This window comes from Actinomadura mexicana (assembly GCF_900188105.1).
Taxonomy (GTDB): Bacteria; Actinomycetota; Actinomycetes; order Streptosporangiales; family Streptosporangiaceae; genus Spirillospora; species Spirillospora mexicana.
This window is the reverse complement of sequence record NZ_FZNP01000017.1, coordinates 60,328-81,384: the sequence shown is the minus strand read 5'-3', so window position 1 is coordinate 81,384 and position 21,057 is coordinate 60,328. Positions and strand designations below refer to the sequence as shown.

The 21,057-nt window shown below is 73.8% G+C and carries 19 protein-coding genes; 7 read left to right on the top strand and 12 right to left on the bottom strand.

Annotated elements, in window-relative coordinates:
* Window positions 1–34: 34 nt before the first annotated feature.
* Entirely contained in the window at window positions 35–1,525 is a 1,491-nt protein-coding gene (locus tag CHC11_RS41760) for a serine/threonine-protein kinase (RefSeq protein WP_179279127.1), read from the bottom strand.
* Between the two features lie 101 nt (window positions 1,526–1,626).
* On the opposite strand from CHC11_RS41760, the gene CHC11_RS33045 reads away from it, so the two are divergent.
* From CHC11_RS33045 to CHC11_RS33035, 3 genes are read left to right on the top strand one after another with little or no spacing between them, the layout of a single operon-like run.
* The gene (locus CHC11_RS33045) at window positions 1,627–2,700 is read left to right on the top strand and encodes a FecR/PupR family sigma factor regulator (protein ID WP_089315801.1); all 1,074 of its coding nucleotides are present in this window, start codon (window positions 1,627–1,629) and stop codon (window positions 2,698–2,700) included.
* A gap of 23 nt (window positions 2,701–2,723) precedes the next feature.
* Window positions 2,724–3,113, top strand: coding sequence for an ArsR/SmtB family transcription factor (locus CHC11_RS33040; RefSeq protein WP_089315800.1), 390 nt, complete (start codon window positions 2,724–2,726; stop codon window positions 3,111–3,113).
* Window positions 3,110–4,186, top strand: coding sequence for a cation diffusion facilitator family transporter (locus tag CHC11_RS33035; RefSeq protein WP_089315799.1), 1,077 nt, complete (start codon window positions 3,110–3,112; stop codon window positions 4,184–4,186). The genes CHC11_RS33040 and CHC11_RS33035 overlap by 4 nt, the downstream gene beginning before the upstream one ends.
* A 26-nt stretch (window positions 4,187–4,212) precedes the next feature.
* Here the strand turns inward: CHC11_RS33035 and CHC11_RS33030 are convergent, their stop codons facing one another.
* The 5 genes from CHC11_RS33030 to CHC11_RS33015 form a co-directional block, all read right to left on the bottom strand.
* Window positions 4,213–6,204 carry a glycoside hydrolase family 44 protein gene (locus CHC11_RS33030; protein WP_089315798.1) on the bottom strand — a complete coding sequence of 664 codons (1,992 nt, stop codon included), beginning with the start codon at window positions 6,202–6,204 and terminating at the stop codon, window positions 4,213–4,215.
* 1 nt (window position 6,205) lies between these two features.
* On the bottom strand, window positions 6,206–7,714 hold the full coding sequence (locus CHC11_RS33025; protein ID WP_089315797.1) for a cellulase family glycosylhydrolase: 1,509 nt from the start codon (window positions 7,712–7,714) through the stop codon (window positions 6,206–6,208).
* A gap of 177 nt (window positions 7,715–7,891) precedes the next feature.
* On the bottom strand, window positions 7,892–8,032 hold the full coding sequence (locus CHC11_RS41755) for a hypothetical protein (RefSeq protein ID WP_179279126.1): 141 nt from the start codon (window positions 8,030–8,032) through the stop codon (window positions 7,892–7,894).
* Window positions 8,033–8,142: 110 nt separating this feature from the next.
* Complete coding sequence (locus CHC11_RS33020; RefSeq protein ID WP_089315796.1) at window positions 8,143–9,030, bottom strand: amidohydrolase family protein; 888 nt, start codon at window positions 9,028–9,030, stop codon at window positions 8,143–8,145.
* Window positions 9,031–9,050: 20 nt separating this feature from the next.
* Window positions 9,051–10,070 (bottom strand): alpha/beta hydrolase, encoded by a 1,020-nt coding sequence (locus CHC11_RS33015; protein WP_089315795.1) that lies wholly within the window; start codon window positions 10,068–10,070, stop codon window positions 9,051–9,053.
* 170 nt (window positions 10,071–10,240) lie between these two features.
* On the opposite strand from CHC11_RS33015, the gene CHC11_RS33010 reads away from it, so the two are divergent.
* Window positions 10,241–11,227, top strand: coding sequence for a diacylglycerol/lipid kinase family protein (locus CHC11_RS33010; protein WP_089315858.1), 987 nt, complete (start codon window positions 10,241–10,243; stop codon window positions 11,225–11,227).
* Between the two features lie 16 nt (window positions 11,228–11,243).
* Here the strand turns inward: CHC11_RS33010 and CHC11_RS33005 are convergent, their stop codons facing one another.
* Both CHC11_RS33005 and CHC11_RS33000 read right to left on the bottom strand, forming a co-directional pair.
* Window positions 11,244–11,813 carry a PadR family transcriptional regulator gene (locus CHC11_RS33005; RefSeq protein ID WP_089315794.1) on the bottom strand — a complete coding sequence of 190 codons (570 nt, stop codon included), beginning with the start codon at window positions 11,811–11,813 and terminating at the stop codon, window positions 11,244–11,246.
* Window positions 11,814–11,874: 61 nt separating this feature from the next.
* Complete coding sequence (locus tag CHC11_RS33000) at window positions 11,875–12,729, bottom strand: aldo/keto reductase (RefSeq protein WP_089315793.1); 855 nt, start codon at window positions 12,727–12,729, stop codon at window positions 11,875–11,877.
* 94 nt (window positions 12,730–12,823) lie between these two features.
* Here CHC11_RS33000 and CHC11_RS32995 point away from each other — a divergent pair, with 94 nt between their 5' ends.
* Window positions 12,824–13,489 carry a response regulator transcription factor gene (locus CHC11_RS32995; protein ID WP_089315792.1) on the top strand — a complete coding sequence of 222 codons (666 nt, stop codon included), beginning with the start codon at window positions 12,824–12,826 and terminating at the stop codon, window positions 13,487–13,489.
* Between the two features lie 19 nt (window positions 13,490–13,508).
* Here the strand turns inward: CHC11_RS32995 and CHC11_RS32990 are convergent, their stop codons facing one another.
* The 4 genes from CHC11_RS32990 to CHC11_RS32975 are packed head-to-tail and all read right to left on the bottom strand — an operon-like array spanning window position 13,509 to window position 18,682.
* Entirely contained in the window at window positions 13,509–13,901 is a 393-nt protein-coding gene (locus tag CHC11_RS32990) for a hypothetical protein (protein WP_089315791.1), read from the bottom strand.
* Window positions 13,901–16,234, bottom strand: a complete 2,334-nt coding sequence (locus tag CHC11_RS32985; RefSeq protein WP_089315790.1) for a DUF4132 domain-containing protein — start codon at window positions 16,232–16,234, stop codon at window positions 13,901–13,903. Before CHC11_RS32985 ends, CHC11_RS32990 begins: the two co-directional genes overlap by 1 nt.
* Entirely contained in the window at window positions 16,234–16,452 is a 219-nt protein-coding gene (locus tag CHC11_RS32980) for a hypothetical protein (protein WP_089315789.1), read from the bottom strand. The genes CHC11_RS32985 and CHC11_RS32980 overlap by 1 nt, the downstream gene beginning before the upstream one ends.
* A 49-nt stretch (window positions 16,453–16,501) precedes the next feature.
* Window positions 16,502–18,682 carry a DUF4132 domain-containing protein gene (locus CHC11_RS32975; RefSeq protein ID WP_089315788.1) on the bottom strand — a complete coding sequence of 727 codons (2,181 nt, stop codon included), beginning with the start codon at window positions 18,680–18,682 and terminating at the stop codon, window positions 16,502–16,504.
* Between the two features lie 96 nt (window positions 18,683–18,778).
* Between CHC11_RS32975 and CHC11_RS32970 the strand changes: the two genes are divergently transcribed.
* Window positions 18,779–20,254, top strand: coding sequence for a flavin-containing monooxygenase (locus CHC11_RS32970; RefSeq protein ID WP_245920077.1), 1,476 nt, complete (start codon window positions 18,779–18,781; stop codon window positions 20,252–20,254).
* Between the two features lie 24 nt (window positions 20,255–20,278).
* Entirely contained in the window at window positions 20,279–21,046 is a 768-nt protein-coding gene (locus tag CHC11_RS32965) for an SDR family NAD(P)-dependent oxidoreductase (RefSeq protein ID WP_089315786.1), read from the top strand.
* Window positions 21,047–21,057 lie beyond the last annotated feature (11 nt).

Here is a 21,057-nt window from a genome sequence, read left to right as displayed (position 1 = left end):
CCCCGGCCTGACCTGACCTGGCCAGGTGGTCGTGTCAGACCGGTGAGCGGACCAGGCCGCGGACCAGGAGCAGTACCACCAGGGCGGTCAGCAGGGCGTGGCCGGCCAGTGCGGACGGCTGGATCTGGACGAGCGCGCCCCAGGCCGCCCACATCGCGACGCGGGCGACGCGCGCGGCCATCACCGTCCCGGCCGCGGGGCGGCTGCCGCGCCACGCCAGGATCACCCCGACCAGGGTGACGACGGCGACGACGGCGAACGACGAGGCGACCACGGGCAGCAGGCCGCCCCGGTGGCCCTCGCTGAGGGACGGCCGGGCGATCAGGATCGCGAGGGCTGCGACGTCCAGGGCGGCGAGCAGCGCGGCGAGGAGCAGGCCGGTCACGACCGCCGGGCCGCGCCGCAGCGTGCGGACGGCTCGGGGCGTCCGAGGCAGCGGAGCGGGCGTGGGCGCAGGTCCGGGCATAGGCACAGGTCCGGGCGCGGGTCCGGGCGCGGCCGCAGGTCCGGGTGAAGGCGGTGCCGGCGGTGCGGGCGCGGACGTGGGTGAGCCGGGCCATGTCGGCGTCTGCGTCCAGGAGGTCTCCGCGAACGTGTCGGCGGTCGGCTGCGGCGTGCTCTCGGGCGCGGGCCTCGGGACCGGGCCGGTCGGGCCGGTGAAGTCCTCCGTGAGGTGCTCGGCGGGGATCTCCAGCCGGGCGTGCCGCTCACTCTCGCCGAGCAGCCAGAGCAGGACGTCCTCGGAGGTGGGGCGGGCCTGCGGGTCCTTGGCGAGGCAGGCGGCGGCGACCTCGGCCAGCGGGCCGGGCAGGGCGCCGAGGTCGGGCGTCTCGTGCAGGATCCGGTACATCACCGCGGGCAGCGGGCCGCCCGCGAAGGGGTCGCGGCCGGTGGCGGCGAACAGCAGGGTGCTCGCCCAGGCGAACAGGTCGGCCGACGGCCCGACCCGGCCGGTGAACTGCTCGGGGGCCATGTAGGCGGGCGTGCCGACGACCTGGCTCGTCATCGTCGCGCTCGCGTCGAACGCGCGGGCGATCCCGAAGTCGATCACGCGCGGCCCGTCCGGGCCGATCAGCACGTTCTGCGGCTTGAGGTCGCGGTGCACGATGTTCGCGCGGTGGATCGCCGACAGCGCCGTCACCGAGCTGATCGCGAGCCGGTCGAGGGCCGCGCCGGTGCGCGGCCCCTCGTCGCGGACGAGGGCGCGCAGCGACGGCCCCGGCACGTACTCGCTGACGATGTAGGGGCGGTCGCCCACCACGTCGGCGGCGAGCATCTGCGCCGTGCAGAACCCGGCGACCCGCTCCAGGACGGCCATCTCGCGCACGAACCGCTCCCGCGCGTTGGCGTCCCCGACGAGCTGGGCGTGCAGCAGCTTGACGGCGACGCGGGCCGGCCCGGGGCCCGGCTCGGCGGGGCGGCCGAGGTACACCGTGCCCTGGCCGCCGGCGCCGATCCGCCCGAGCAGCTCCCAGCGCCCGAGCCGGGTGGGATCGGCCGCGGTGAGGGGAACCGGACCCGCCATTCGCACCCCCTCGAAAAAAATTGAGCATTCCCGCGGGCACAAAACCGCTCCGCCCGGCATCGAAGAGTATAGGTTCGGCGAGCCCGAAGCGGGAGAAGAAGATGCTGCAGATTCGTTCGACGATTGCGCGGTCCAGGTTCGGCGCCGTGCCGCTGGCGGGGTCCGTCGCGGCCCTCGTGGCGGCGGGCGCGCTGACCGGCTGCGGGGACGCCGGCGCGACCATCACGCGGCTGACGGTGGGATCGCCGGGGCCCGACCCGTACACGCTGGCGTCCGGCACCGACAGGGTCGACGTGAAGGCGAGGCCGCAGGCAGGCGGCACGAAGGAGGGGGACGCACCTGGGCTCTACGGGGGCACGCGCCGGGCCTCGACCTGCGACAGGGAGAAGCTCGCCGCCTTCCTGCGGGCCCATCCCGACAAGGCGCAGGCGTGGGCGCGGGTGCAGGGGATCCCGGTGGGCGACATCCCGCGGTACGTGTCGCGGCAGACGCCGGTCCTGCTGCGCACCGACACGCTGGTCACCAACCACGGGTACCGGGCCGGGAAGGCGACGAGCGACCCCGCCGTCCTTCAGGCCGGAATGGGCGTTCTGGTCAATGGCTACGGAGTGCCCACGGTGAAGTGCAATTGCGGCAATCCCCTCACTCCGCCCGACAAAAAGATCTCCACCCGGAACGCGTCGTACGGTGGCCGATCCTGGCCGGGATTCGAGAAGGGGAATGTCACCCGAATCCGGCCGCGGGATTCCCAGAAGGGGACGATCGTCACTTTCGTCCTGGTCGACCCGGAGGCCACGATGGGATTCGCCCGGCCCCGCGCCACCGAGGGGGCGGCGGACGGGCCGCCGACCGCGCTGCCGCGGACGGAGACGGAGGTCGTGGCGAGCGACTCGCCCGCGCCGTCCGACTCCGGCCTGGAGACGCCCGGCACCGAGTCCCCCGGCACGCAGTCGCCCGGCCTGGAGACGCCCGGGCCGGAGACGCCCGGCACCCAGACACCGGGGACCGAGTCCCCCGGGCCGCAGACCCCGGGCCCCGCGCTCTCGTCCCCGTCACCGGGCGTGGCCACGCCGGACCCGGGTACGGGCGCAGGTGGGAAGGACGCGCCGGGCGACGGGGCGCACGGGCCGGTCTCCCTGCCGCCCTCGAAGGAGCCCGCACCCGCGACCTCCTGACACCGTGCGCTATCTTTGTTCATATGAGCAGTGCTTCAGATGTCGTCGCCCCGGACGCCTGCGCCGTCCGGGTGGTCGACGCCGCGAAGGTCGCCGCCGTCTCGGCGTCCCTGCCGGACGGGGAGACGATCACCGAGCTGGCGCAGGTGTTCGGGCTGCTGTCCGACCCCGGCCGGCTGCGGGTGATCACCGCGCTGCTCGAAGGGGGAGAGATGTGCGTGTGCGACATCGCCGCGTCCTGCGGGCACTCGGAGTCGGCGGTCTCGCACGCGCTGCGCCTGCTGCGCGCCAACCGGGTCGTGCGCGTCCGCCGCGCCGGCCGGATGGCCTACTACCGGCTTGACGACTCGCACGTCCGGCTGCTGCTCGATCTCGCCCTCACCCACGTCGGCCACGGGGAGGAAGGCACATGATCGGGGACCGCGAGGACACGCCGGGGAAGCGGGGGCACCAGCACGGGGAACTCCAGCACGGGGAACCTCGGCACGGGGAACCTCGGCACGGGGGGCACGGCCACGGGCACGGGCACGCCGTCTCCGCGGGCGCCGACCGGCGGCTGCTGACCGGCGCGCTGGCGCTGATCATCGCCTACATGTCGGGCGAGGTGGTCGTCGGCCTGCTCGCCGGGTCGCTGGCGCTGATCACCGACGCCGCGCACATGATGACCGACGCGTTCGCGATCGCGCTGGCGCTGGTCGCGATGCGCATCGCCGCCCGCCCGCCGAAGGGCGGGTACACCTTCGGCCTGCGCCGCGCAGAGATACTGTCCGCGCAGCTGAACGGGCTGACGCTGATCCTGCTCACCGTCTACTTCGTGTACGAGGGGGTCCGGCGGCTGATCGAGCCGTCCGCCGTGGAGGGCCAGTTCGTCTTCTGGACGGCCCTCGCGGGCATCGCCGTCAACATCGCGGCGACCGTGCTGATCAGCCGGGCGGACCGGCGCAGCCTGAACGTCGAGGGCGCGTTCCAGCACATCCTGAACGACCTGTTCGCGTTCGTCGCGACCGCGGTGGCGGGCCTGGTCGTGTGGACGACGGGCTTCGCCCGCGCGGACGCGATCGCCTCGCTGGTGGTGGCCGCGCTGATGCTCAAGGCCGGGTACCGGCTGCTGCGGGACGCGGGCCGGGTGCTCATGGAGGCCGCGCCCGCGGGGCTCGACCCGTCCGAGCTCGGCGCCCGACTCGCCGGGCGCCCCTGCGTCGAGGAGGTGCACGACCTGCACGTGTGGGAGGTCAGCTCGGGCTACCCGGCGCTGTCGGCGCACGTGCTCGTCGACTCCCAGGGCGACTGCCACGCCGTCCGCCGCGACCTGCAGGAGCTGCTGCGCGACGCTTACGCGATCACGCACACCACGCTGGAGGTCGACCATGTGGACGAGCCGTCCGGCGGCGGGCACGTCCACTGCGACGACCCGCACGGCCCCCGCCATGTGGCGGAGGCCGTCGAGCCGCACGAGCACGCGGGCGGCGCGCCGTGCGACCACTAGGGCCGCGCCGCCGCGCCGTCCTGTGATCAGCGGGTGGTGCAGGCGGCGCCGTTCACCCTGAAGGCGCTCGGAGGCGGATTCGTTCCGCCGCTCGCCCCGTTGAAGCCGATCGTCACCGAGCCCCCCGGCCGGATGGTCCGGTTCCAGTCGAGGTTGCGGGCGGTCACGTCCGGGCCGTTCTGCGACCAGGCGGCGTTCCAGCCCTGGGTGACGCGCTGGCCCGCGGCGAACGCGAACCCCAGCGTCCAGCCCTCGATGGGCGAGGTCCCGGTGTTGGCGACGGTGACCTGCGCGGTGAAGCCGGTCCCCCACCGGCTCTGCACCGCGTAGCCGGCCTCGCACGCCGGGGCGGCCGGGCCGCCGCCCGCCGGGATCTCGACCAGCGTGATCGAGGACGCGGGGAACATCGAGGTGAACCCGGCCGCCCCGACCGTCACGTCCGGGGCGCGGACGATCGCGGCCTGGTCGGCGCCGCTGTACCGGTAGACGTGCCCGGCCGCCGAGCCGGACCGCCCGGCGATCGAGACGGTGCTGGTGAGGTCGTCGGTCGGCGACTTGTTCACGACCATGAGGGTGAGCGCCTTGTCGGACGAGCGCTCCGCCGCGTACACCGCGAGCCTGCCCTGGTCGGCGCTCGACGCGCGGACGGACGTCTCGCCGAACGCGGCGCCCGCGCCGTCGTAGTCGCGGTACATGCGGAAGGCGTAGGCGCCCGGGTCGGACGTGCCCGGCGGCGCCCACAGCGTCGCCAGGTCGAGGCCCTCCCGCCCGAAGATCCCGAGCACGTCCGCCTGGGCCAGCGCTCCGTTCAGGTGGCCGAGCGCGCCCCAGTTGTACTCGGTGATCGCCAGCTTGGTGCCCGGGTAGTTCTGGTTCACGAGCTCGCGCATCCGCGGGATGTAGTTGATCGGCTGGCCGATCCAGCTCTCGTCGGTGTAGGAGGGGTCCCACAGCTGCCGGGTGGAGCGCAGCCGCAGCTCCTGGGTCGCCGCGCCGCCCGGGTCGCCGGAGGACACGCCGGCCTGCTGCGGATAGATGTGCTCGTCGAAGTAGTCGAGGATGCGGGTCCCGTGCTCCTCCTCGTAGGCCTTCATCTGCCGGAGGTACCAGTCCGCGAAGGGAACGCCGCCGTGCGCCGCCCGGTCCGGCGGGTCGGCCCAGCAGTCGCCGCCCACCCGGTCGCAGGTCTGCTTGTCCAGGCCCGACAGGGACAGCGACTGGAAGCCCCAGCCGACCGGGCCGAGCGTCCTGGCCCCCGGGTCGGCGGCCTTCACGGCGGAGGCGATCGCGTACGTCTGGCGGCGCATCTCGTCGTAGCCGGCGCCGTCCGGGTGCACGTCGCGGTGCGTGGCGTGCCAGAGGTCGGGCTCGTTGTCGAGGTCGTAGAAGCGCACGCCGCCGCCGTCGGCACGGCCGTACCTGCCCGTCAGGTGGGACAGCCAGTCGGTGACGTACCGGGGGCCGGCCGGGACGCTGGTGTCGGCCGGGTCGTTGCCCGTGACGTTCGAGCCGTCCGGTTTCACCCCGTTGCCGCAGTCGGGCCGCCACTGGGTGTCGGCGCCCTGCTGCGGCCCGTACTTGGCGATGCCGAACCCGCAGGTGTAGTCGCGGCCTTTCGGAATCCAGCCGATCAGCGGGACGGTGAGGAGCGTGCCGGTGCCGGTCCGGCGGTCCTGGTCGGTGAACTGGTCGGTCTCTGACCCGTCGGGGAGCTTCGCGGGATCCGGCGCCGGGCCGGGCACGTTCTCGAAGTACCAGTCCGAGCCCCGGTTGGTCTCGTCGTAACGGTAGTTGTAACGGGTCGTCGCGTTGCCGCCCCACCGCCGGACGGGGAGGCGCAGCTCCTCGGCGAGGTCCTCGGCGGCGAAGTTCATCCCGTAGACGTAGGGGCTGATCGCGTGCCGGGACGCGGACGGGTCGACGGTCAGCGCGGGCCCGTCCGCGGCCCGCGCCGGGGGCGCGGCCCAGGGCAGGAGCGCGGCTGCCGCGACGACGGCGAGCAAGACCTTCCGGGTCATGTCACACCTCGCATGCCTTGTCGTTCACCTCGAACGCGGCGGGCGCACCGCTCGCCGCGCCGGTCGCCTGGAACCCGACCGAGAGCGAGGCGCCGGGCGCGACGGAGGCGTTCCAGTCCAGGTTCCTGGCGGTCACCGCGGCGCCGCTCTGCGACCAGGCCGCGCTCCACCCCTGGGCGACCTTCTGATCGCCGGGGAAGGCGAACTCCAGCGTCCAGCCGTTCAGCGCCGTGGACCCGCTGTTGGTGATGGTGACCTGGGCGGTGAAGCCGCCCGACCAGCTGTTCTGCACCGTGTAGGCGACCTTGCAGGACGTCCCCGGCGTGCCCGGGTCGCCGGGGTCGCCGCCCGGGTCGCCGGCGCCGAGCAGGTAGGGATCGAGGTAGGACTGCTTCGCCGTGTTCACGGTCGTCCAGTCGTCGTTGAGGATGCCGCCGGTGTCGCCCGAGTTGGGGTTCCACGACCAGAAGGTGAAGGAGATCCCACCCGTGCCCTTGCCGAGGTAGGCCGTCAGGGTGCGCAGCCAGGTCTGGTCGCGCGGATCCCTCAGCGTCGTCCCGAACTCGCCGAGCAGGACCGGCGCGACGTTGTCCTTGTAGAGGCGGCCCCAGTTCTTGTCCCAGATCCCGGCCAGGTTGGCCGGGAAGGACGGGTCGTCGAACCACGGCTGCGGGTACACCGACGTGGCGTAGTCGTGGGCGGAGTACACGAGCCGGTTCGCGATGTTCAGCCGAACCGGGTACTGCGCGGCGCCCTGGAGGTTGCCGCCCCACCAGTAGTTGTCGCCGCCGTGGTCGTTGACGCCCTCGACGATGATCAGCCAGTTCGGGTTGGCCGCGAGGACGGCGTTGCCGGCCCGCTCGGCGGCCAGCCGCCAGTCCCTCGTCTGGTCGCCGCAGCCCCAGCACGCCGGGGAGTGCGGCTCGTTGTGCAGGTCGGCGCCGATGACCGTGGCGTCGCCCGCGTAGTGCCGGGCGAGCATCGTCCAGTCGGAGATCCAGCGCGACTCGGGGTAGGCGGCGGTGTACCAGAGCGCGGACTGGCCGCCGGAGTCCGGGCGGTGCCGGTCGAGGACGACCTTGAGCCCGATCCGCCCCGCGTACGCGATGATCCTGTCCAGGATCTGTAGCCCGTTCAGGCCCCGCAGGTCGGGGTTCTTGGCGTAGTCGATGCTGTTCGGGGCGCTGCCGGAGTCGAACAGCTGGCTGCTGTAGGGCAGCCGCAGCGTGTTGTACCTCAGGCTCTTGATCTGGTCGAGCATGTCCTTGTAGCCGCGCGACCAGAGGCCGTGCGGGGCGTAGTTGGACGTCTCGGCGCCGAACCAGTTGACGCCCGTCATCCGCACCGGCCGGCCGGCGGCGTCGAGCAGCTGCCGGCCGCTGGTGTGCCAGTAGCCGGCGCCGTCCGCGCGGGCCGGGCGCGGCACGGCCTGGGCGAGCGCCAGCGCCAGCAGCACGGCCACGATGATCGGGACGAGGCGGGTCCGCCGGAGTCTCACGGTCGTTCTCATGCTGGGTCCTCAGTCGATCGAGTGGGAGCGCTCCCACCGTCAGCGGAGGCGCCCGGCCCGTCAAGGACGGCCACCGGTTGCCCCCGGTGACCAGGCATCCCGTGTGAAAACCCGTGAAAAAGACTGGCCCCGCACGAGGCGGGGCCAGTTGTTCAGGCAACCAACAACATCAGTTCGTCAGTCCTGCTTCCCGCGCTCGACGCCGAGGTTCTCCGCCACCTGGTCGATCACCTGGTCGACGTCCTCCGGGGAGCCGCTGACCACCGGCTGCTTGTCGGCCCAGTCGTCGCGCTTCTTCGGCAAACCGTTGCCAGCCATATCTATCACTCCTTCTCGTTTCATCCCTAAGGAGGTCGGAGCCCTTGACCCCGGCCACAACGGGGATCGTCCGCGATACTGGGCATCCCGCAACAATTTCGCCCCGCCGCCTAGGAGAGGCCGAACAGGTGGGCCGGGCCGCGCCAGCAGACCGAGCGCAGCCAGTCGTCGCCGAGGTCGAGCGCGGCCAGCGACTCCAGCTGGTGCGCGTACTCGTAGGGGATGTTCGGGAAGTCGGTGCCGAGCAGGATCCGCCCTTCCAGGCCGAGGTCGCGCAGCCGGGGCAGCAGCGCGTCCGGGAAGGGCGCCAGGGCGGCGAAGCGAGTGAAGATCATCGTCGTGTCCAGGTGGACGCCCTCGTGGACGGCCGCGAGGGCGAAGAAGCCCTCGAACTCCGGCGCGCCCAGATGGGCGACGATCGCCGTCAGGCCCGGGTGGCGGGCGAGGACCTCGCCGAACGGGCCGGGCCCGGTGAAGCCGTTGGCGACCGGTCCGGAGCCGGCGTGGACGAGGGCGGGCACGCCGGCGTCGGCGAGCATCCCCCACACCGCGTCCAGCTCCTTCAGGCGCGGGTCGAAGCCGCCGACCTGGAGGTGGACCTTGAAGACGCGGGCGCCCGCGTCCAGCGCGCGGCGCACGTACTCCTCGACGCCGGGCTCGGGGTAGAACGTGGCGGACTGGAGGCATTCGGGGACGCGGGCGGCGAACTGGGCCGCCCACTCGTTCAGCGACTCGGCCATGCCGGGCCGGTGCGGGTAGGCGAGCGAGGTGAACGCGCGGACGCCGAGCCCGTGCAGGAAGTCCAGCCGCTCCTGCTCGGAGTCCCGGTAGCGGATGGGCCACTCGGTGCCGATCAGCGGCCCGGCCTCGTCGAAGTACCCCCACACCGCGCTCATCAGCCGCTGCGGCATGAAGTGGACGTGGACGTCGATGATGCCGGGCAGCCCGAGCGACCGCCAGAACGCGGGGACAGCTGAATCAGAACGAGGTTCGGCCACGCCCCGACCCTAGCCGCCGCTCAGGTGATCTCCGCGAGCAGGGCGGGCAGCGCGGCCCGCAACTCGCGGCGCCAGTAGGGCCAGGTGTGGGTGCCGCGGTAGAAGTGCGTGGTGACGGGGACGCCGAGCTTCTTCAGCTTGCCCGCCAACTCCCGGGAGACGGTGTGGGACAAGGCCTCCAGCGCGTCGCGGGGGACGGCCTCCCGCGCGCCCCGGCCGGGGTGGTCGAAGGGGCCCGGGGCGCCGTCGCCGGCGCTGACGTGCACGCGGACGCCCGAGAGCCGGCCGGCGAGGTCGTAGGGGTTGTGCTGGCGCCACACGATGCGCTGCTCGTCGGGGTCGCCCCACATGTCCGTCCAGTCCAGGGACGGCGCGCCGATCGCGACGCTCAGCTCGACGAGGTCGGCGACGTCGAGCCCGGACGGGTCGCGGTGCAGCGTGTGCACCGGCCCGCTGAACGACGCCGCCGCCCGGAAGAGGCCCCGGTGCCTGGCCGCGTACGCCAGCGCGCCGAGCCCGCCCATCGCGTTGCCGGCGACGGCGCGGTCCGGGCCGGCGCGGTACCCGCGCTCCAGGATCTGCCGGAGCTCGGCGAGGTGGAAGGTCTCCCACTTCGGCGCGCCGCCGCCGCCGCGGTTCCACCAGTCGGTGTAGCTGCCGCACGGGCCGCCGTCCGGCATGACGACGATCACCTCGGCGTCCTCGGTCAGCTCCTCGATGTCGCTGTGCTCGCTCCACGCGGTGTGGCCGTCCCGGCCGGCGGAGGCCCCGTGCAGGAGCCAGAGCACCGGCCAGGTGCGGGTGGCGTCCCGCGACCAGCCGGGGGGCAGCAGGAGGCGGGCGCGGGCGACGCCTCCGAGGGCGGGGGAACGCACGGCCAGGTCGAGGACGCGGCGGCGCGGGCGGCGCTCGCCGACCACGGTGGCGCCGTCGTCGGCGGCGGGTGCGCCGGGCGGGGCCGTGCCGCCCGCCGCGATGGACGCGGTCAGTCCGGCGACCGCAACGATGAGTCCCGCTCCCGCCAAAGCGCGCAACCGCATGTCCCGCCCCCGGTCGTTCAGAGGTGCCTGCTGTAAAGGTTCCCTCTGACGGGAATGTTTCAACGCTGTGTAATCGGTTTATAAAATGTCGGGCCGGGAGTTCCGGTCCACATTCCTTCCAGGGGTGGCGCGGACGAAGGGGGCGACCGGAGGAGATGCGGAGCGTCCGGATGCGGAGCAAGGCGGAGCTGGAGTCGGCGATCGCGGACGGCGGGCGCGCCGCGCTGGTGATCAACTCCCGCTCCCGGCGGGGCCGGCGGCTCTACGGCACGGCCCGCCGCCTGCTGCGCGAGGCGGGGCTGGAGTTCTCGCACGTCTTCCCGGTGACCGATCCCTCCCGGCTGCCGGAGCTGTTCGCCGACGTCATCGCGCTGGAGCCCGACCTCGTGGTCGTCGGCGGCGGGGACGGCACGGTCGCCGAGGCGGTCGGGCACCTGGCGCACCGCGACATCGCGCTCGGGGTGCTGCCGCTCGGCACCACCAACAACTTCGCCCGCAGCCTGGAGCTGCCGCTGGACCTGCCCGGCGCGGTCGCGACCCTCGCCGTCGGCCGGCCGGACGGCGGGAAGGTCGCCGACGTCGACGTCGGCTGGTTCGAGTCCACGGGCGACCCGCAGGGCGAGGGGCCGGGCGACGAGCGCGAGCACATCTTCGCCAACATGGTCAGCCTCGGCCTGTCGGTCCAGGTCGCCGGGCACGTCCCGCACATGCTCAAGCGGTTCGTCGGGCGTCCCGCCTACGCGCTGACGGCGGCGGGGCTGCTGCCCCGGCACGAGGCGTTCACCGCCCGCATCACGATCGACGGCGAGACGCACGAGGTCGCGACGCACCAGCTGAACGTCGCCAACGGCGCGCACCACAGCGGGCAGCGCATCGCCCGCGACGCCAGCCCGGACGACCGGCTGCTGGCCGTGTACCGGCTCGGCGACGAGCGGCGGGTGCGGCTGGCGTCGGCCACGGCCCGACACGTCCTCACCGGCCCGTGGCGGTCGCTGGCGGACGACGCCTTCCTCACCACGACGAAGGTGGAGATCGAGACCGACCCGCCGATGCAGGTGGACGTGGACGGCGAGGTCCGCGGCCGCACCCCGGTGTCGATCAAGCTGCGCGGCAACGCCCTGCGGGTGATCGTTCCGAGGACGTTCGTCGACACCTGACCGGCGACCGGCGCCGCTAGGGCCGGGCGGGGCCGCGCTCGTCGGCCATGACGTAGGCGCCCGCCTCCAGGCGCTCGATCACGCCCAGCGTCCAGGCCCTGGCGGAGTCGGCGGAGTGGACCCACCAGCCGAGCAGCTCGCGCAGGTGGTCGGAGCGGTCCAGCTCGTCCAGGGGCGGGGCGACGGAGGCGCGCCAGGCGGCCAGGCCGTCGAGGCGCTCGCGCAGCAGGGCGAGCGCCTCGGCGCGCGGCAGCTCGGTGAGGAACCCCAGGCCCGCGGTCAGCATCTCCGGGTGCCGGACGTCCACCGCGGAGAGGGCGGAGCGCAGCAGCCGGTGGAACTCCGCCCGGCCGGCGTCGGTGATCTCGTAGTCGGTGTGCGGCGGGCCGGCCTCGCTCTCCTCCACCTCGTGGGCGTGCAGCATGCCCTCCTTGGCCAGCTGCCTGAGCGCGTGGTAGATCGAGCCCGGGTTGACGTGGGCCCACTCGTCCGAGCCCCAGGAGAGCAGCTCGCGGCGGACCTCGTAGCCGTGCGCCCGCCCGAACCTGCGCACCCCGCCGAGCACCAGCAGCCGCGTCGTCGACATGCTCTCCCCCTGATCGCAAACCTGTTCAGGTTAGAGGGTCCGGCGTCCGCGCGCGCGGTCCTCACCGCTTCAGGGCGGCGAGATCCTCCGGGTCGAGCGCCAGATCCGCGGCGGCGACGTTCTCCTCCAGGTGGGCCGGGGAGCCGGTGCCCGGGATCGCCAGCATCACCGGGGAGAGGGCCAGCAGCCCCGCGAGGAGCACCTGCGGGACGGTGGCGCCGTGGCGGGCGGCGACCGCGTTGACGCGCGCGTCGTCGGGGATGCCGAAACCGCCGAGCGGGAAGTAGGGGGCGTAGGCGATGTGCTCGCGCTCACAGGCGGCCAGGAGCTCGACGTCCCGCGACCGCGTCACGTCGAACCGGTTCTGGACGGCCGCGACCGGCGCGATCCCGCGCGCCTCCTCCAGCTGGGCGGGGCTCACGTGGCTCAGCCCGAGATGCCTGATCAGCCCCTCCTCGCGGAGCCCGGCCAGGACGGCGAAGCGCTCCCCGACCGGCTCGTCCGCCGGGGCCTCCAGCCCGCCGGGCCGCAGGTAGACCAGGTCGAGCCGGTCGAGCCCGAGCTCGGTGAGGTTGCGCTCCACCTCGGCGCGCAGCCCCGACGCCGGGAGCTGCCCGGACGGGTAGGGGTCGCCCGGTCCCCGGTACGGTCCCACCTTCGTGGCGACGACCAGGCCGGGCGGGTAGGGGGCGAGCGCGGCCCGGATCATCTCGTTGGCCGCGAGGCCGTCCTGGTGGTGGTAGAACGCCGCCGTGTCGATGTGGTCCACGCCCAGCTCGACGGCCCGCTGAAGGATCTTGATTCCGGTGTCCCGGTCGTTCGCGGGTCCGCCGCGGGTACTGGCGGGCAGCCGCATCGCGCCGAAGCCCATCCGGGAGATCCGCAGGTCGCCGCCGAGATCGAAGTGTCGTGTCATGCGGTCCACTGTGCCGAGACCGCGGGGTCCGGGCGATCGGCTGGCAGCTTGCTGCCAGCCGATCGCCCGGCGGGCCGCGTGGCAGACTGGGTCCGTGAGCGTCGATCTGGACCGGAACGTCGTGCTTCGCGGGGAGGCGGAGCTGGTCGAGCGCGCCGGACGGCTGTTCTTCGCGTGCGAGGAGTTCGCGTGCGCGGCGACGGACCAGAACACCTGGGCCCTGCCCGGGCTCCGGGAGCGGATCGTCGCCGAGCGTCGCCGGATCCGGCCCGCCCCGGCCGTCCGCAAGCTGTACAACCCGGCCGCCCTCGCCGACGAGGAGTCCGAGCGGCGGCTGCTCGCGGTCGCCGCCGCGGGCGCGCGGGTGCGGATCTGTTCGACGCCGCTCCCGCACGAGACGATCATCGTGGACGGGAGGGTCGCCATCCTCGCGGGCCCGGTGGAGGGCGGCGTCCGCGAGTACACCGTCGTCCGGTCGCCGGGCGTGGTCAAGGGCGTGGTCTCGCTGTTCCGGGCGACGTGGGAGACGGCGACCGAACTGGCCGACCACCGGCGCGACCGGCCGCCCGCGCTCGGCGGGGAGAGCCTGCGCATCCTGGAGCTGCTCGGCGGCGGGCTGAAGGACGAGGCGGCCGCGCGGCGGCTCGGCATGTCGCTGCGCACCTACCGGCGCCGCGTCGCCGAGATCCTCGTCCTGCTGGACGCCGACTCCCGCTTCCAGGCGGGACTGCGCGCCCACGAGTTCGGCCTGGTCGGCTGAGGGCCCGGCCGGCGGGCCCTCAGCCGCCCGCGAGCGGGACGAGCCTGATGAAGACGAGGTCGGGGTCGCCGGTGAGGTCGATCTCCTCATCGAGGTCCTCGACCTGGCGGTCGGCGGCGAGCACGAAGAACCCGTTGCCGAGGAAGGCGCGCTCGGCGATGTCGGCCTGCCGCTCCCAGTCCAGGCGGCGGGGCTCGCGCAGCCGGTAGCCGTTCAGCTCCGCCTCGGCGCCGTCCGGGCGGACCAGTCCGTGGAACCGGTCGGAGGGGCGGGCGTTGTGCCGGGCGACCTCCTCGCGGACCCGGAGCCTGATCAGCTCCCGGACGGTCATCCGGTCGGGCAGCCCGGCCACCTGGAAGCCGGCGACGGGCGCGCCGGCGGCCGTCTCGTCGCGGAAGTTGACGGCGGGCATCAGGCACCTCTCTTGATCTGCGCCAGGATGGACTCGTCCTCGATCGCGCTGTCGGCGGCGAGCAGGAACGCCTTGCTGAGGATGAGGGAGAGCCGCTCGTCCTCGAACGGCAGGAAGACCTTGGCGCCGGCGGCGCGGCGCTCCGGGACGATGCAGAGGAACGTGTCGTCCGGTTCCATCACGATGTTGGCCGAGCCCAGGTGGATCCTGTAGGTGCGCAGCTCGCCGCGTACGACCAGGTAGCGGCCGTCGATCTCGCAGCGGTCGGCGATCCTCGTGCGCGGCAGGACGCGTTCCAGTGCGTCCCTGCGGGTCCGGGTCGACTCGCCGAGGTCGGCGTACCACGCGCGCACCCAGTACTCGTGCGCCTCGCCGTCCTCCCACATGGGGTCGGCGGCGATGGAGGCGACGCCGACGAACAGGTCCACGTCCCGCATCGCCTCGCTGAACACCAGCGGCGGGACGTCGGCGAGGGCCGCCTCCCGCCAGCCGCCGCCGTCGCCGCGGCGGTCGAACACCACCCGGTTCGTCCCGGCGATCTCGTGCTCGCCCTGCCAGTCGGCCAGGACGTGGGAGAACCTGACCCGCCACTCCCCCGCCGCGAGCGTCCGGGCCGCCTCGTCGGAGCTCCCGCCGTCCCAGGGGCCGAGCAGGGCGCTCGTCCAGCCGCGGACCCGGAACAGGGCGAACATCCGCCGGTAGTGGACGAGGTGCGCGGCGAACCGGTTGGAGTAGGTCGCGGTGTCCTGTTCCGCGGGGGTGAGGAGGTAGATCTCGCGGAACGCCTGCTTGAAGGGCTGCCGGATCCGCCGCTCGACGAGCAGGTCGCGCCAGGCGCGCACCTCGTCCGGCCGTGACCTGATGGGGTGCCACAGCCGTACGGGCGCGTCGTCGGCGGCGTCCGGCGTTTCGCCGGCCTCGGGCAGGAAGGTGCGCCAGTCGCCGGGGGCGGTCTCGATCTGCCAGAGGAGCGTGCGCACCGCCGGCCCGGCGACCGGGTGGCGCAGGAGCGCCTTCCGCCACCGGCCGAACGGGTGGACGGCGTCGACGGTGAAGCCGCCCTCCAGCGCCCGCGCGAGCGTGATGAGCTGGGCGCTGACGCGTTTGGCGAGGTCGCGCAGTTCCGCGACCTCGGCCTTGTGGTCGCGGCGGACGGGCGCGGGCACGCCCTTCAGCGCCGTGCCGTCCTTCTCGAAGGTCAGCTCGGCCTTGCCTGCGGTGACGGTGACGAGCGCCGTGTAGCCGCCGAGTTCCCGGCGCAGGACGCCCCCGGGGCCGAAGCCGAGATCGGGTAGGCGCAGCGCGACCTCGGTCCGCTCGGCGAGGGCCGCCTCGACCTTCTTGAGCATCTTGTCGAGCTGCTTGGGCACCCCCGCGTGCCGGACTCTCCCGCGGACGGTCCGGATCGCGGTGACCAGCTCGGGCGTCGGGAACTCCTGCGCGGCCCGGACGATCTCGTACAGCAGCGCCTGCGACGGCAGCGTCCTCGCCTCCGTCGGAGCGACGGCGACGCCGGGCAGGAGACGGTCGAACAGGTCGGGCAGCCACGGCTCGTCGCGCAGCAGCGCGATGCGCGCGGCGTGCCCGACGGCGGCGACCTCGTCCCCGGTGAACGCCTTGTCCGCGCGGAACGGGATCTCTCCGTCCTGGACGGCACGGGCGCGGTCGGCGGCGGCCTCCAGGGCCGCGCGGGCGTACTCGACGCAGGCGGGTATGGCGGCGACACGCTCCCACACCTGGGGCGCGACCGGCGGGGAGGTGAACGACCGGGTCTCGAACAGCTCGGCCAGCAGCACCCGTTCCTGCGGTGCCAGGCGCAGGACGAGGTCGAGTTCGTCCCGCGCGATCGGCCCCTGCCTGACCCTCTCGAGGCGGTCGGCGACCGCGCGCAGGACGCCGTCGCCCGCGAGTCCGCCGATCGCGAGCAGCGCGAACGGCTGTTCGAGGCGCTCGTGGCCGAGCAGGAACTCGGCCAGCCTCCGGGCCGGGCCCGCGAGGTCGGGCCAGGGCCCCGTGCAGCGGACCAGCGCGCCCGCACCGAGCACGAGGTCCGCCCACTTGCGCTGGGCCAGCCCGCCGACCAGCGCCTGGAACATCCGCTCGCACGCCTCCGGCGTGTAGCGCGGCTGCCGCTGCTTGGCCTCGTCCTCGACCCTGAACCGGACGGACGTCGACACGAACGGCGCCTCCCGGCCGACCGCGTACGCGGCGGGCACGAGGGTGCCGAGGTCGTGGTCGGACAGCGCCGACAGGTCGGGATACCAGGTGCGGAGCTCCTCGTCCTCCGCCGCCGGATCGGTCATGGCGCGCAGCAGCCGCGCGGTCAGCTCCATCAGGCGCCCCTCGTGATCGGCCGCAGGACGGCCTCGTCGGTGTTCCGGTGGCCGGCGGGCAGCAGGGACGCCGTGCCGGGGACGCGGGCGAGCGAGCCGTCGCGGCCGAGCCCGTGCGCGGGCACCCCGGGCTCGGGCACCACCCCCTGCTCGGCGGGGCGGGGCGGGCGGTCCAGAAGGTCGAGCGCGGCCGGCGTCGCCCGGAGGTCGTCGGACATGAGGTGATCTTTCCAGATGGAGGCGCCGGTTCCGGGACGGTTCAGGTGATCACCCGCCGATCTGCCGCCGGATCGATGCATCGGTGATCTTGTGGTCGGCGGCCAGCAGGAACGCCTTGCTGAGGATGAGCGAGAGCCGCTCGTCCTCGAACGGCAGGTACAGCGTGCCGGGAGCCCGGCGCCCCTGGACGATGCACAGGTAGGCGCCGTCCGGCTCCATCAGGACGTTGGCCGACCCCAGATGGATCCGGTAGGTGCGCAGCTCGCCGCGGACCACCAGGTGGCGGCCGTCGAGGGCGCACCGTCCGGCGATCCTCGTGCGCGGCAGGATGCGCTCCAGCGCCGCGCGGCGGACCTCGGCGCTCGCGGTCAGCGGGCCGGAGCCCGCCTCGCGCCGGTAGGCGGCGTGGCGGTCCTCGCCCCGGTCGGCCCAGTCCGGGTCGGCCGCGATGGAGGTGACGCCGACGAACAGGTCCACGTCCCGCATCGCCTCGCTGAACACCGGCGGCGGGACGTCGGCGAGCGGCGCCTCCCGCCAGCGCCGGCCGTGCCTGCGCTCGAAGCGGACCTGGTCGGTCGCGGCGTACTCATACGCCCCGTCGGCCTCGTCCACCGGCTCGTGGTAGAGGCACGCCCGCCATTCGCCGCCGCCGAACTCGCCGCGCGCCTCGCCGTCGTGGCCGCCGTAGTGCCGGCCGAGGAAGTTCGCCTGCCAGCCGCGCTCTTTGAACAGCGCGTACAGCCGCCGGTAGTGGACGATGTGCGCCGCGTACCGGTTGGAGTAGGCCGCGGTGTCCTGTTCTGCCGGGGTGAGGAGGTAGATCTCGCGGAACGCCTGCTTGAACGGCTGCCGGACCCGCGCGTCGGCGACGCGCTCCCGCCAGGCCCGCACGTCGTCCGCGGCCGCCCGGATGGGATGCCAGAGCCTGACGTGCGCGGCGTCGCCGCCGGGAGCGGCGAGGGACGCGCGCCAGAGGCCGTCATCGCCCTGGAACTCCCAGATCAGGCCGCGGACGAGCGCACCAGTGACCGGGTGGTCGCGGTAGTGCTCGCACCATTCGGCGTAGGGCCAGGCGCGGTCCTGCGACATGAGGCCCTCGACGCGCGCCCGCTCGCTCGACAGCGTCGCCCGCACCTCCCTGGCGAGCGCCTTCAGCTGCCCCAGCTCGGCGGGGAAGCCGTCCTTCACCGCGGCCGGGGCCGTCCGGGAGGCACGGCCGTCCGCGCCGGTGAAGGTGATCCGGACGGTCGCCGCGTCCTCGACCGCGAGGCGCACCGTGTGGACGCCGAGCGTCCGCTCCACCGAGCCGTCCGGACCCAGGCCGTGGGCGGGAACGGTGCGCTCGACGAGCTGCGCCCGCGTGATGCCCTGCCGCTCGGCCGCCGCCTGGAGCGCCGTGTCGAGCTGCTTGCGCAGCGCGCGGTTTTTGATCGGCGCGCGGAGCCGCCAGAGCGCTTCCAGCGCGCGCGGATCGTCGACCGCGCCCAGCGCGTTGATCGCCGCGCCCGCGAGCTTGGGGCCCTCGTAGAGCTCGCGGCCGGACGTGCCCATGCGCAGCGCGAGCGACTGGAGGCGGGGCACGGCCTCGGGGCCGCCGGTGAGGGCCGCCGCCCAGACGACACCGCGCGCCACGTCCCCGTGGTGCGGGAGGACCAGATGGTGGTATCCGCACGCCGCGTCGGTGTGCGGGCCGTCCTCGCGGGTGCAGTGCGGCTCGTCCTCGGCGAGCGCGCGCAGGGACTCGGCGACGTCCTCGCGTGCGGCCGCCTCGTCGGCGAGGGTGACGCACGCCCGATGCCACGTGCGCGTGGGGCGCGGCGCCGACAGGCTCGCCAGGTGCCGGACGAACCGGGTCAGCTCGGCAGAGGGCGCCGTCCGCGCGCGCTCGCGGAGCGGCGCGGCCCACGTGCCGTGCACGGGGAGCACCCCCTCGGGCAGGTAGGCCTCGTCCACGCTCGCCAGCAGCGCCCGCAGCCGGCGGTCGACCCGCTGCCGGTACCCGATCGGGACGTCGGCCCGCGCGAAGCGGCCGTTGACCTGCTTCAGCATCGGCGCCAGCTCGCGCAGGGCTGCGGCGTCGAGGCGCGCGGCGGCGGGCAGCGCCTCTTCGAGGAGCAGGGCGAACCGGGAGCCGTGCTCCTGCGACTCGCAGGCGCGCGCCATCATCGCCTGGACGGCACCGGGGCCGTCGTCGGGGCGCGCTTCGGTGGCGAGGGCGTCGTCGGGCATGCCGGGATGCTGGCAGAACCGACCGACAGAACGCGCCGCGGCGACACCTTCTCAGTGACTTCATGGTCACCTACGCTCGTGGGGTACCGATGCAGAATGAGATTCGGGACGGCCATGACGCACAGCGTGGTGATCATCGGGAGCGGGTTCGGCGGGATCGGGATGGCGATCCGGCTGCGGCAGGCCGGCGTCCACGACGTGATGATCCTGGAGAAGGCCGGCGACCTCGGCGGGACCTGGCGCGACAACACCTACCCGGGCGCGGCCTGCGACGTCCCGTCCCACCTGTACTCGTTCTCGTTCGAGCGCAAGATCGACTGGTCGCGCCGCTTCCCGCCGCAGGCGGAGATCCTGGAGTACCTGCGGCACTGCGCCCGCGAGCACGGCGTCCTGGACAAGATCCGGTTCGGCGCCGAGGTGACCGAGGCGCGGTTCGACGAGGACGCGGCGCTCTGGCGGATCTCCACTACGACCGGGGACCTCGCGGCGCGGGTGCTGGTCTCGGCGTGCGGGCAGCTCAACCGGCCCGAGCTGCCGCCGATCGAGGGGCGCGAGTCGTTCACGGGGCCGGCCTTCCACTCCTCCCGCTGGGACCACGGCACCGACCTGCGGGGCAGGCGCGTCGCGGTGATCGGGACGGGCGCGAGCGCGATCCAGATCGTCCCGGAGATCGCCCGGGAGGCGGCGGAGCTGCTGCTGTTCCAGCGGTCCGCGCCGTACGTGATCGACAAGCCGGACCGGCCGTACCGGGACTGGGAGCGGGCCGCGCTGCGGGCCGTGCCGGGGCTGTACGCGCTGAGCCGCGCCCGGATCTACGCGCTGTTCGAGGCCCGCGCGCTCGGCTTCATCCGGTACCCGCGGCTGATGGGAGTCATGGAGCGCGGCTTCCGCCGGCACCTGGCCGGGCAGGTCGCCGACCCCGCGCTGCGCGCCGAACTCGTCCCCGGATACCGGATGGGGTGCAAGCGGATCCTGCTTTCCGGCGACTACTATCCGGCGCTGAACAGGCCGAACGTCCACCTCGTCACCGACCCGATCGAGCGCGTCACCCCGTCGGGCGTCCGGACGGCGGGCGGCGCGCACGAGGCCGACGTCATCGTGTACGCGACCGGGTTCCGCTCCACCGAGTTCCTGTCCCCCATGAAGATCGTCGGACGGGGCGGGCGGGAGCTGAACGAGGCGTGGCGGGACGGCGCGCAGGCGCACCTCGGCATCACCGTCAGCGGCTTCCCCAACCTGTTCCTGCTGTACGGGCCCTACACCAACCTCGGGCACAACTCGATCATCTACATGCTGGAGTCGCAGTTCCGGTACGTCCTCGGGTGCGTGGAGGCGCTGCGCGGCGCGGGCCTGGACTGGATCGACGTGCGGCCCGACGTGCAGGACGCCTTCACCCGGGAGATGCAGGAGCGGATGCGCTCGACCGTCTGGGAGGCGGGCTGCCAGAGCTGGTACATGACGGCGGGCGGGAAGGTCGTCAACAACTGGCCGGGCTACACCTTCGCCTACCGCCGCGCGACCCGCCGCCCCGACCCGCGCCACTTCCGCGCGCGGCGCGCTACCGCCCGGTAGCGAACGCGGCCTAGGCTCGGTGCCATGCCGACCGCCTTCATCACCGGCGCGACCGCGGGGATCGGTGCCGCCTTCGCCCGCCGCCTCGCCTCCGACGGGTTCGACCTGGTCCTGCTCGCCCGCGACGCCGAGCGCCTGGAGCGGACCGCCGGCGACCTGCGGGCCGCCTACGGTGTGCGCGCCGAGACGCTGCCCGCCGACCTGTCCACCGAGGAGGGGCTGGCCGCGGCGGAGGAGCGCGTCCGCAAGGACGTCGACCTGCTGGTCAACAACGCCGGGTTCGGCCACAAGGGCGTGTTCCTGAACGTCCCGGTGTCGGACGAGCTGACCATGCTGCGCGTGCACTGCGAGGCCGTCCTGCGGCTCACGCACGCCGTCCTCCCCGGGATGCTGGCGCGCGGCAGGGGCGGCGTCGTCAACGTCGCTTCGGTCGCGGCGTTCGCGACGCGCGGGACCTACGGGGCGTCCAAGGCGTGGGTCGTGAACTTCAGCCAGGGCGTCGCCGCCGACATCCGGAAGCGGTCGCGGGGCAGCGTCCGGGTGATGGCGCTCTGCCCCGGGTACGTGCGCACCGAGTTCCACGACCGCGCCCAGATGGACATGTCAGCCGTCCCGGGATTCATGTGGCTCGACAAGGACGACGTCGTGGCCGCCGCCCTGCGCGACCTGCGCCGCGGCGTGCAGGTCAGCATTCCGGGAGCGCAGTACAAGGCCGTCGTCGGGGCCACGCGGCTGCTGCCGCGCGGGCTCGTCGCCCGCCTGTCGTCCACCGCCGGGCGTCAATACGATTGATCATGTAGTCA

Excerpts from the sequence above, each read along its gene's own strand:
- CHC11_RS33045 (WP_089315801.1), top strand. The coding sequence starts at position 1,627 with ATGCTGCAGATTCGTTCGACGATTGCGCGGTCCAGGTTCGGCGCCGTG.
- CHC11_RS33010 (WP_089315858.1), top strand. The coding sequence starts at position 10,241 with ATGCGGAGCAAGGCGGAGCTGGAGTCGGCGATCGCGGACGGCGGGCGC.
- CHC11_RS33015 (WP_089315795.1), bottom strand. The coding sequence starts at position 10,070 with ATGCGGTTGCGCGCTTTGGCGGGAGCGGGACTCATCGTTGCGGTCGCC.
- CHC11_RS33040 (WP_089315800.1), top strand. The coding sequence starts at position 2,724 with ATGAGCAGTGCTTCAGATGTCGTCGCCCCGGACGCCTGCGCCGTCCGG.
- CHC11_RS32965 (WP_089315786.1), top strand. The coding sequence starts at position 20,279 with ATGCCGACCGCCTTCATCACCGGCGCGACCGCGGGGATCGGTGCCGCC.
- CHC11_RS33025 (WP_089315797.1), bottom strand. The coding sequence starts at position 7,714 with ATGAGAACGACCGTGAGACTCCGGCGGACCCGCCTCGTCCCGATCATC.
- CHC11_RS32990 (WP_089315791.1), bottom strand. The coding sequence starts at position 13,901 with ATGCCCGCCGTCAACTTCCGCGACGAGACGGCCGCCGGCGCGCCCGTC.
- CHC11_RS33030 (WP_089315798.1), bottom strand. The coding sequence starts at position 6,204 with ATGACCCGGAAGGTCTTGCTCGCCGTCGTCGCGGCAGCCGCGCTCCTG.
- CHC11_RS33000 (WP_089315793.1), bottom strand. The coding sequence starts at position 12,729 with ATGACACGACACTTCGATCTCGGCGGCGACCTGCGGATCTCCCGGATG.
- CHC11_RS41760 (WP_179279127.1), bottom strand. The coding sequence starts at position 1,525 with ATGGCGGGTCCGGTTCCCCTCACCGCGGCCGATCCCACCCGGCTCGGG.
- CHC11_RS33005 (WP_089315794.1), bottom strand. The coding sequence starts at position 11,813 with ATGTCGACGACGCGGCTGCTGGTGCTCGGCGGGGTGCGCAGGTTCGGG.
- CHC11_RS32985 (WP_089315790.1), bottom strand. The coding sequence starts at position 16,234 with ATGGAGCTGACCGCGCGGCTGCTGCGCGCCATGACCGATCCGGCGGCG.
- CHC11_RS32970 (WP_245920077.1), top strand. The coding sequence starts at position 18,779 with ATGAGATTCGGGACGGCCATGACGCACAGCGTGGTGATCATCGGGAGC.
- CHC11_RS41755 (WP_179279126.1), bottom strand. The coding sequence starts at position 8,032 with ATGGCTGGCAACGGTTTGCCGAAGAAGCGCGACGACTGGGCCGACAAG.
- CHC11_RS33035 (WP_089315799.1), top strand. The coding sequence starts at position 3,110 with ATGATCGGGGACCGCGAGGACACGCCGGGGAAGCGGGGGCACCAGCAC.
- CHC11_RS32975 (WP_089315788.1), bottom strand. The coding sequence starts at position 18,682 with ATGCCCGACGACGCCCTCGCCACCGAAGCGCGCCCCGACGACGGCCCC.
- CHC11_RS32980 (WP_089315789.1), bottom strand. The coding sequence starts at position 16,452 with ATGTCCGACGACCTCCGGGCGACGCCGGCCGCGCTCGACCTTCTGGAC.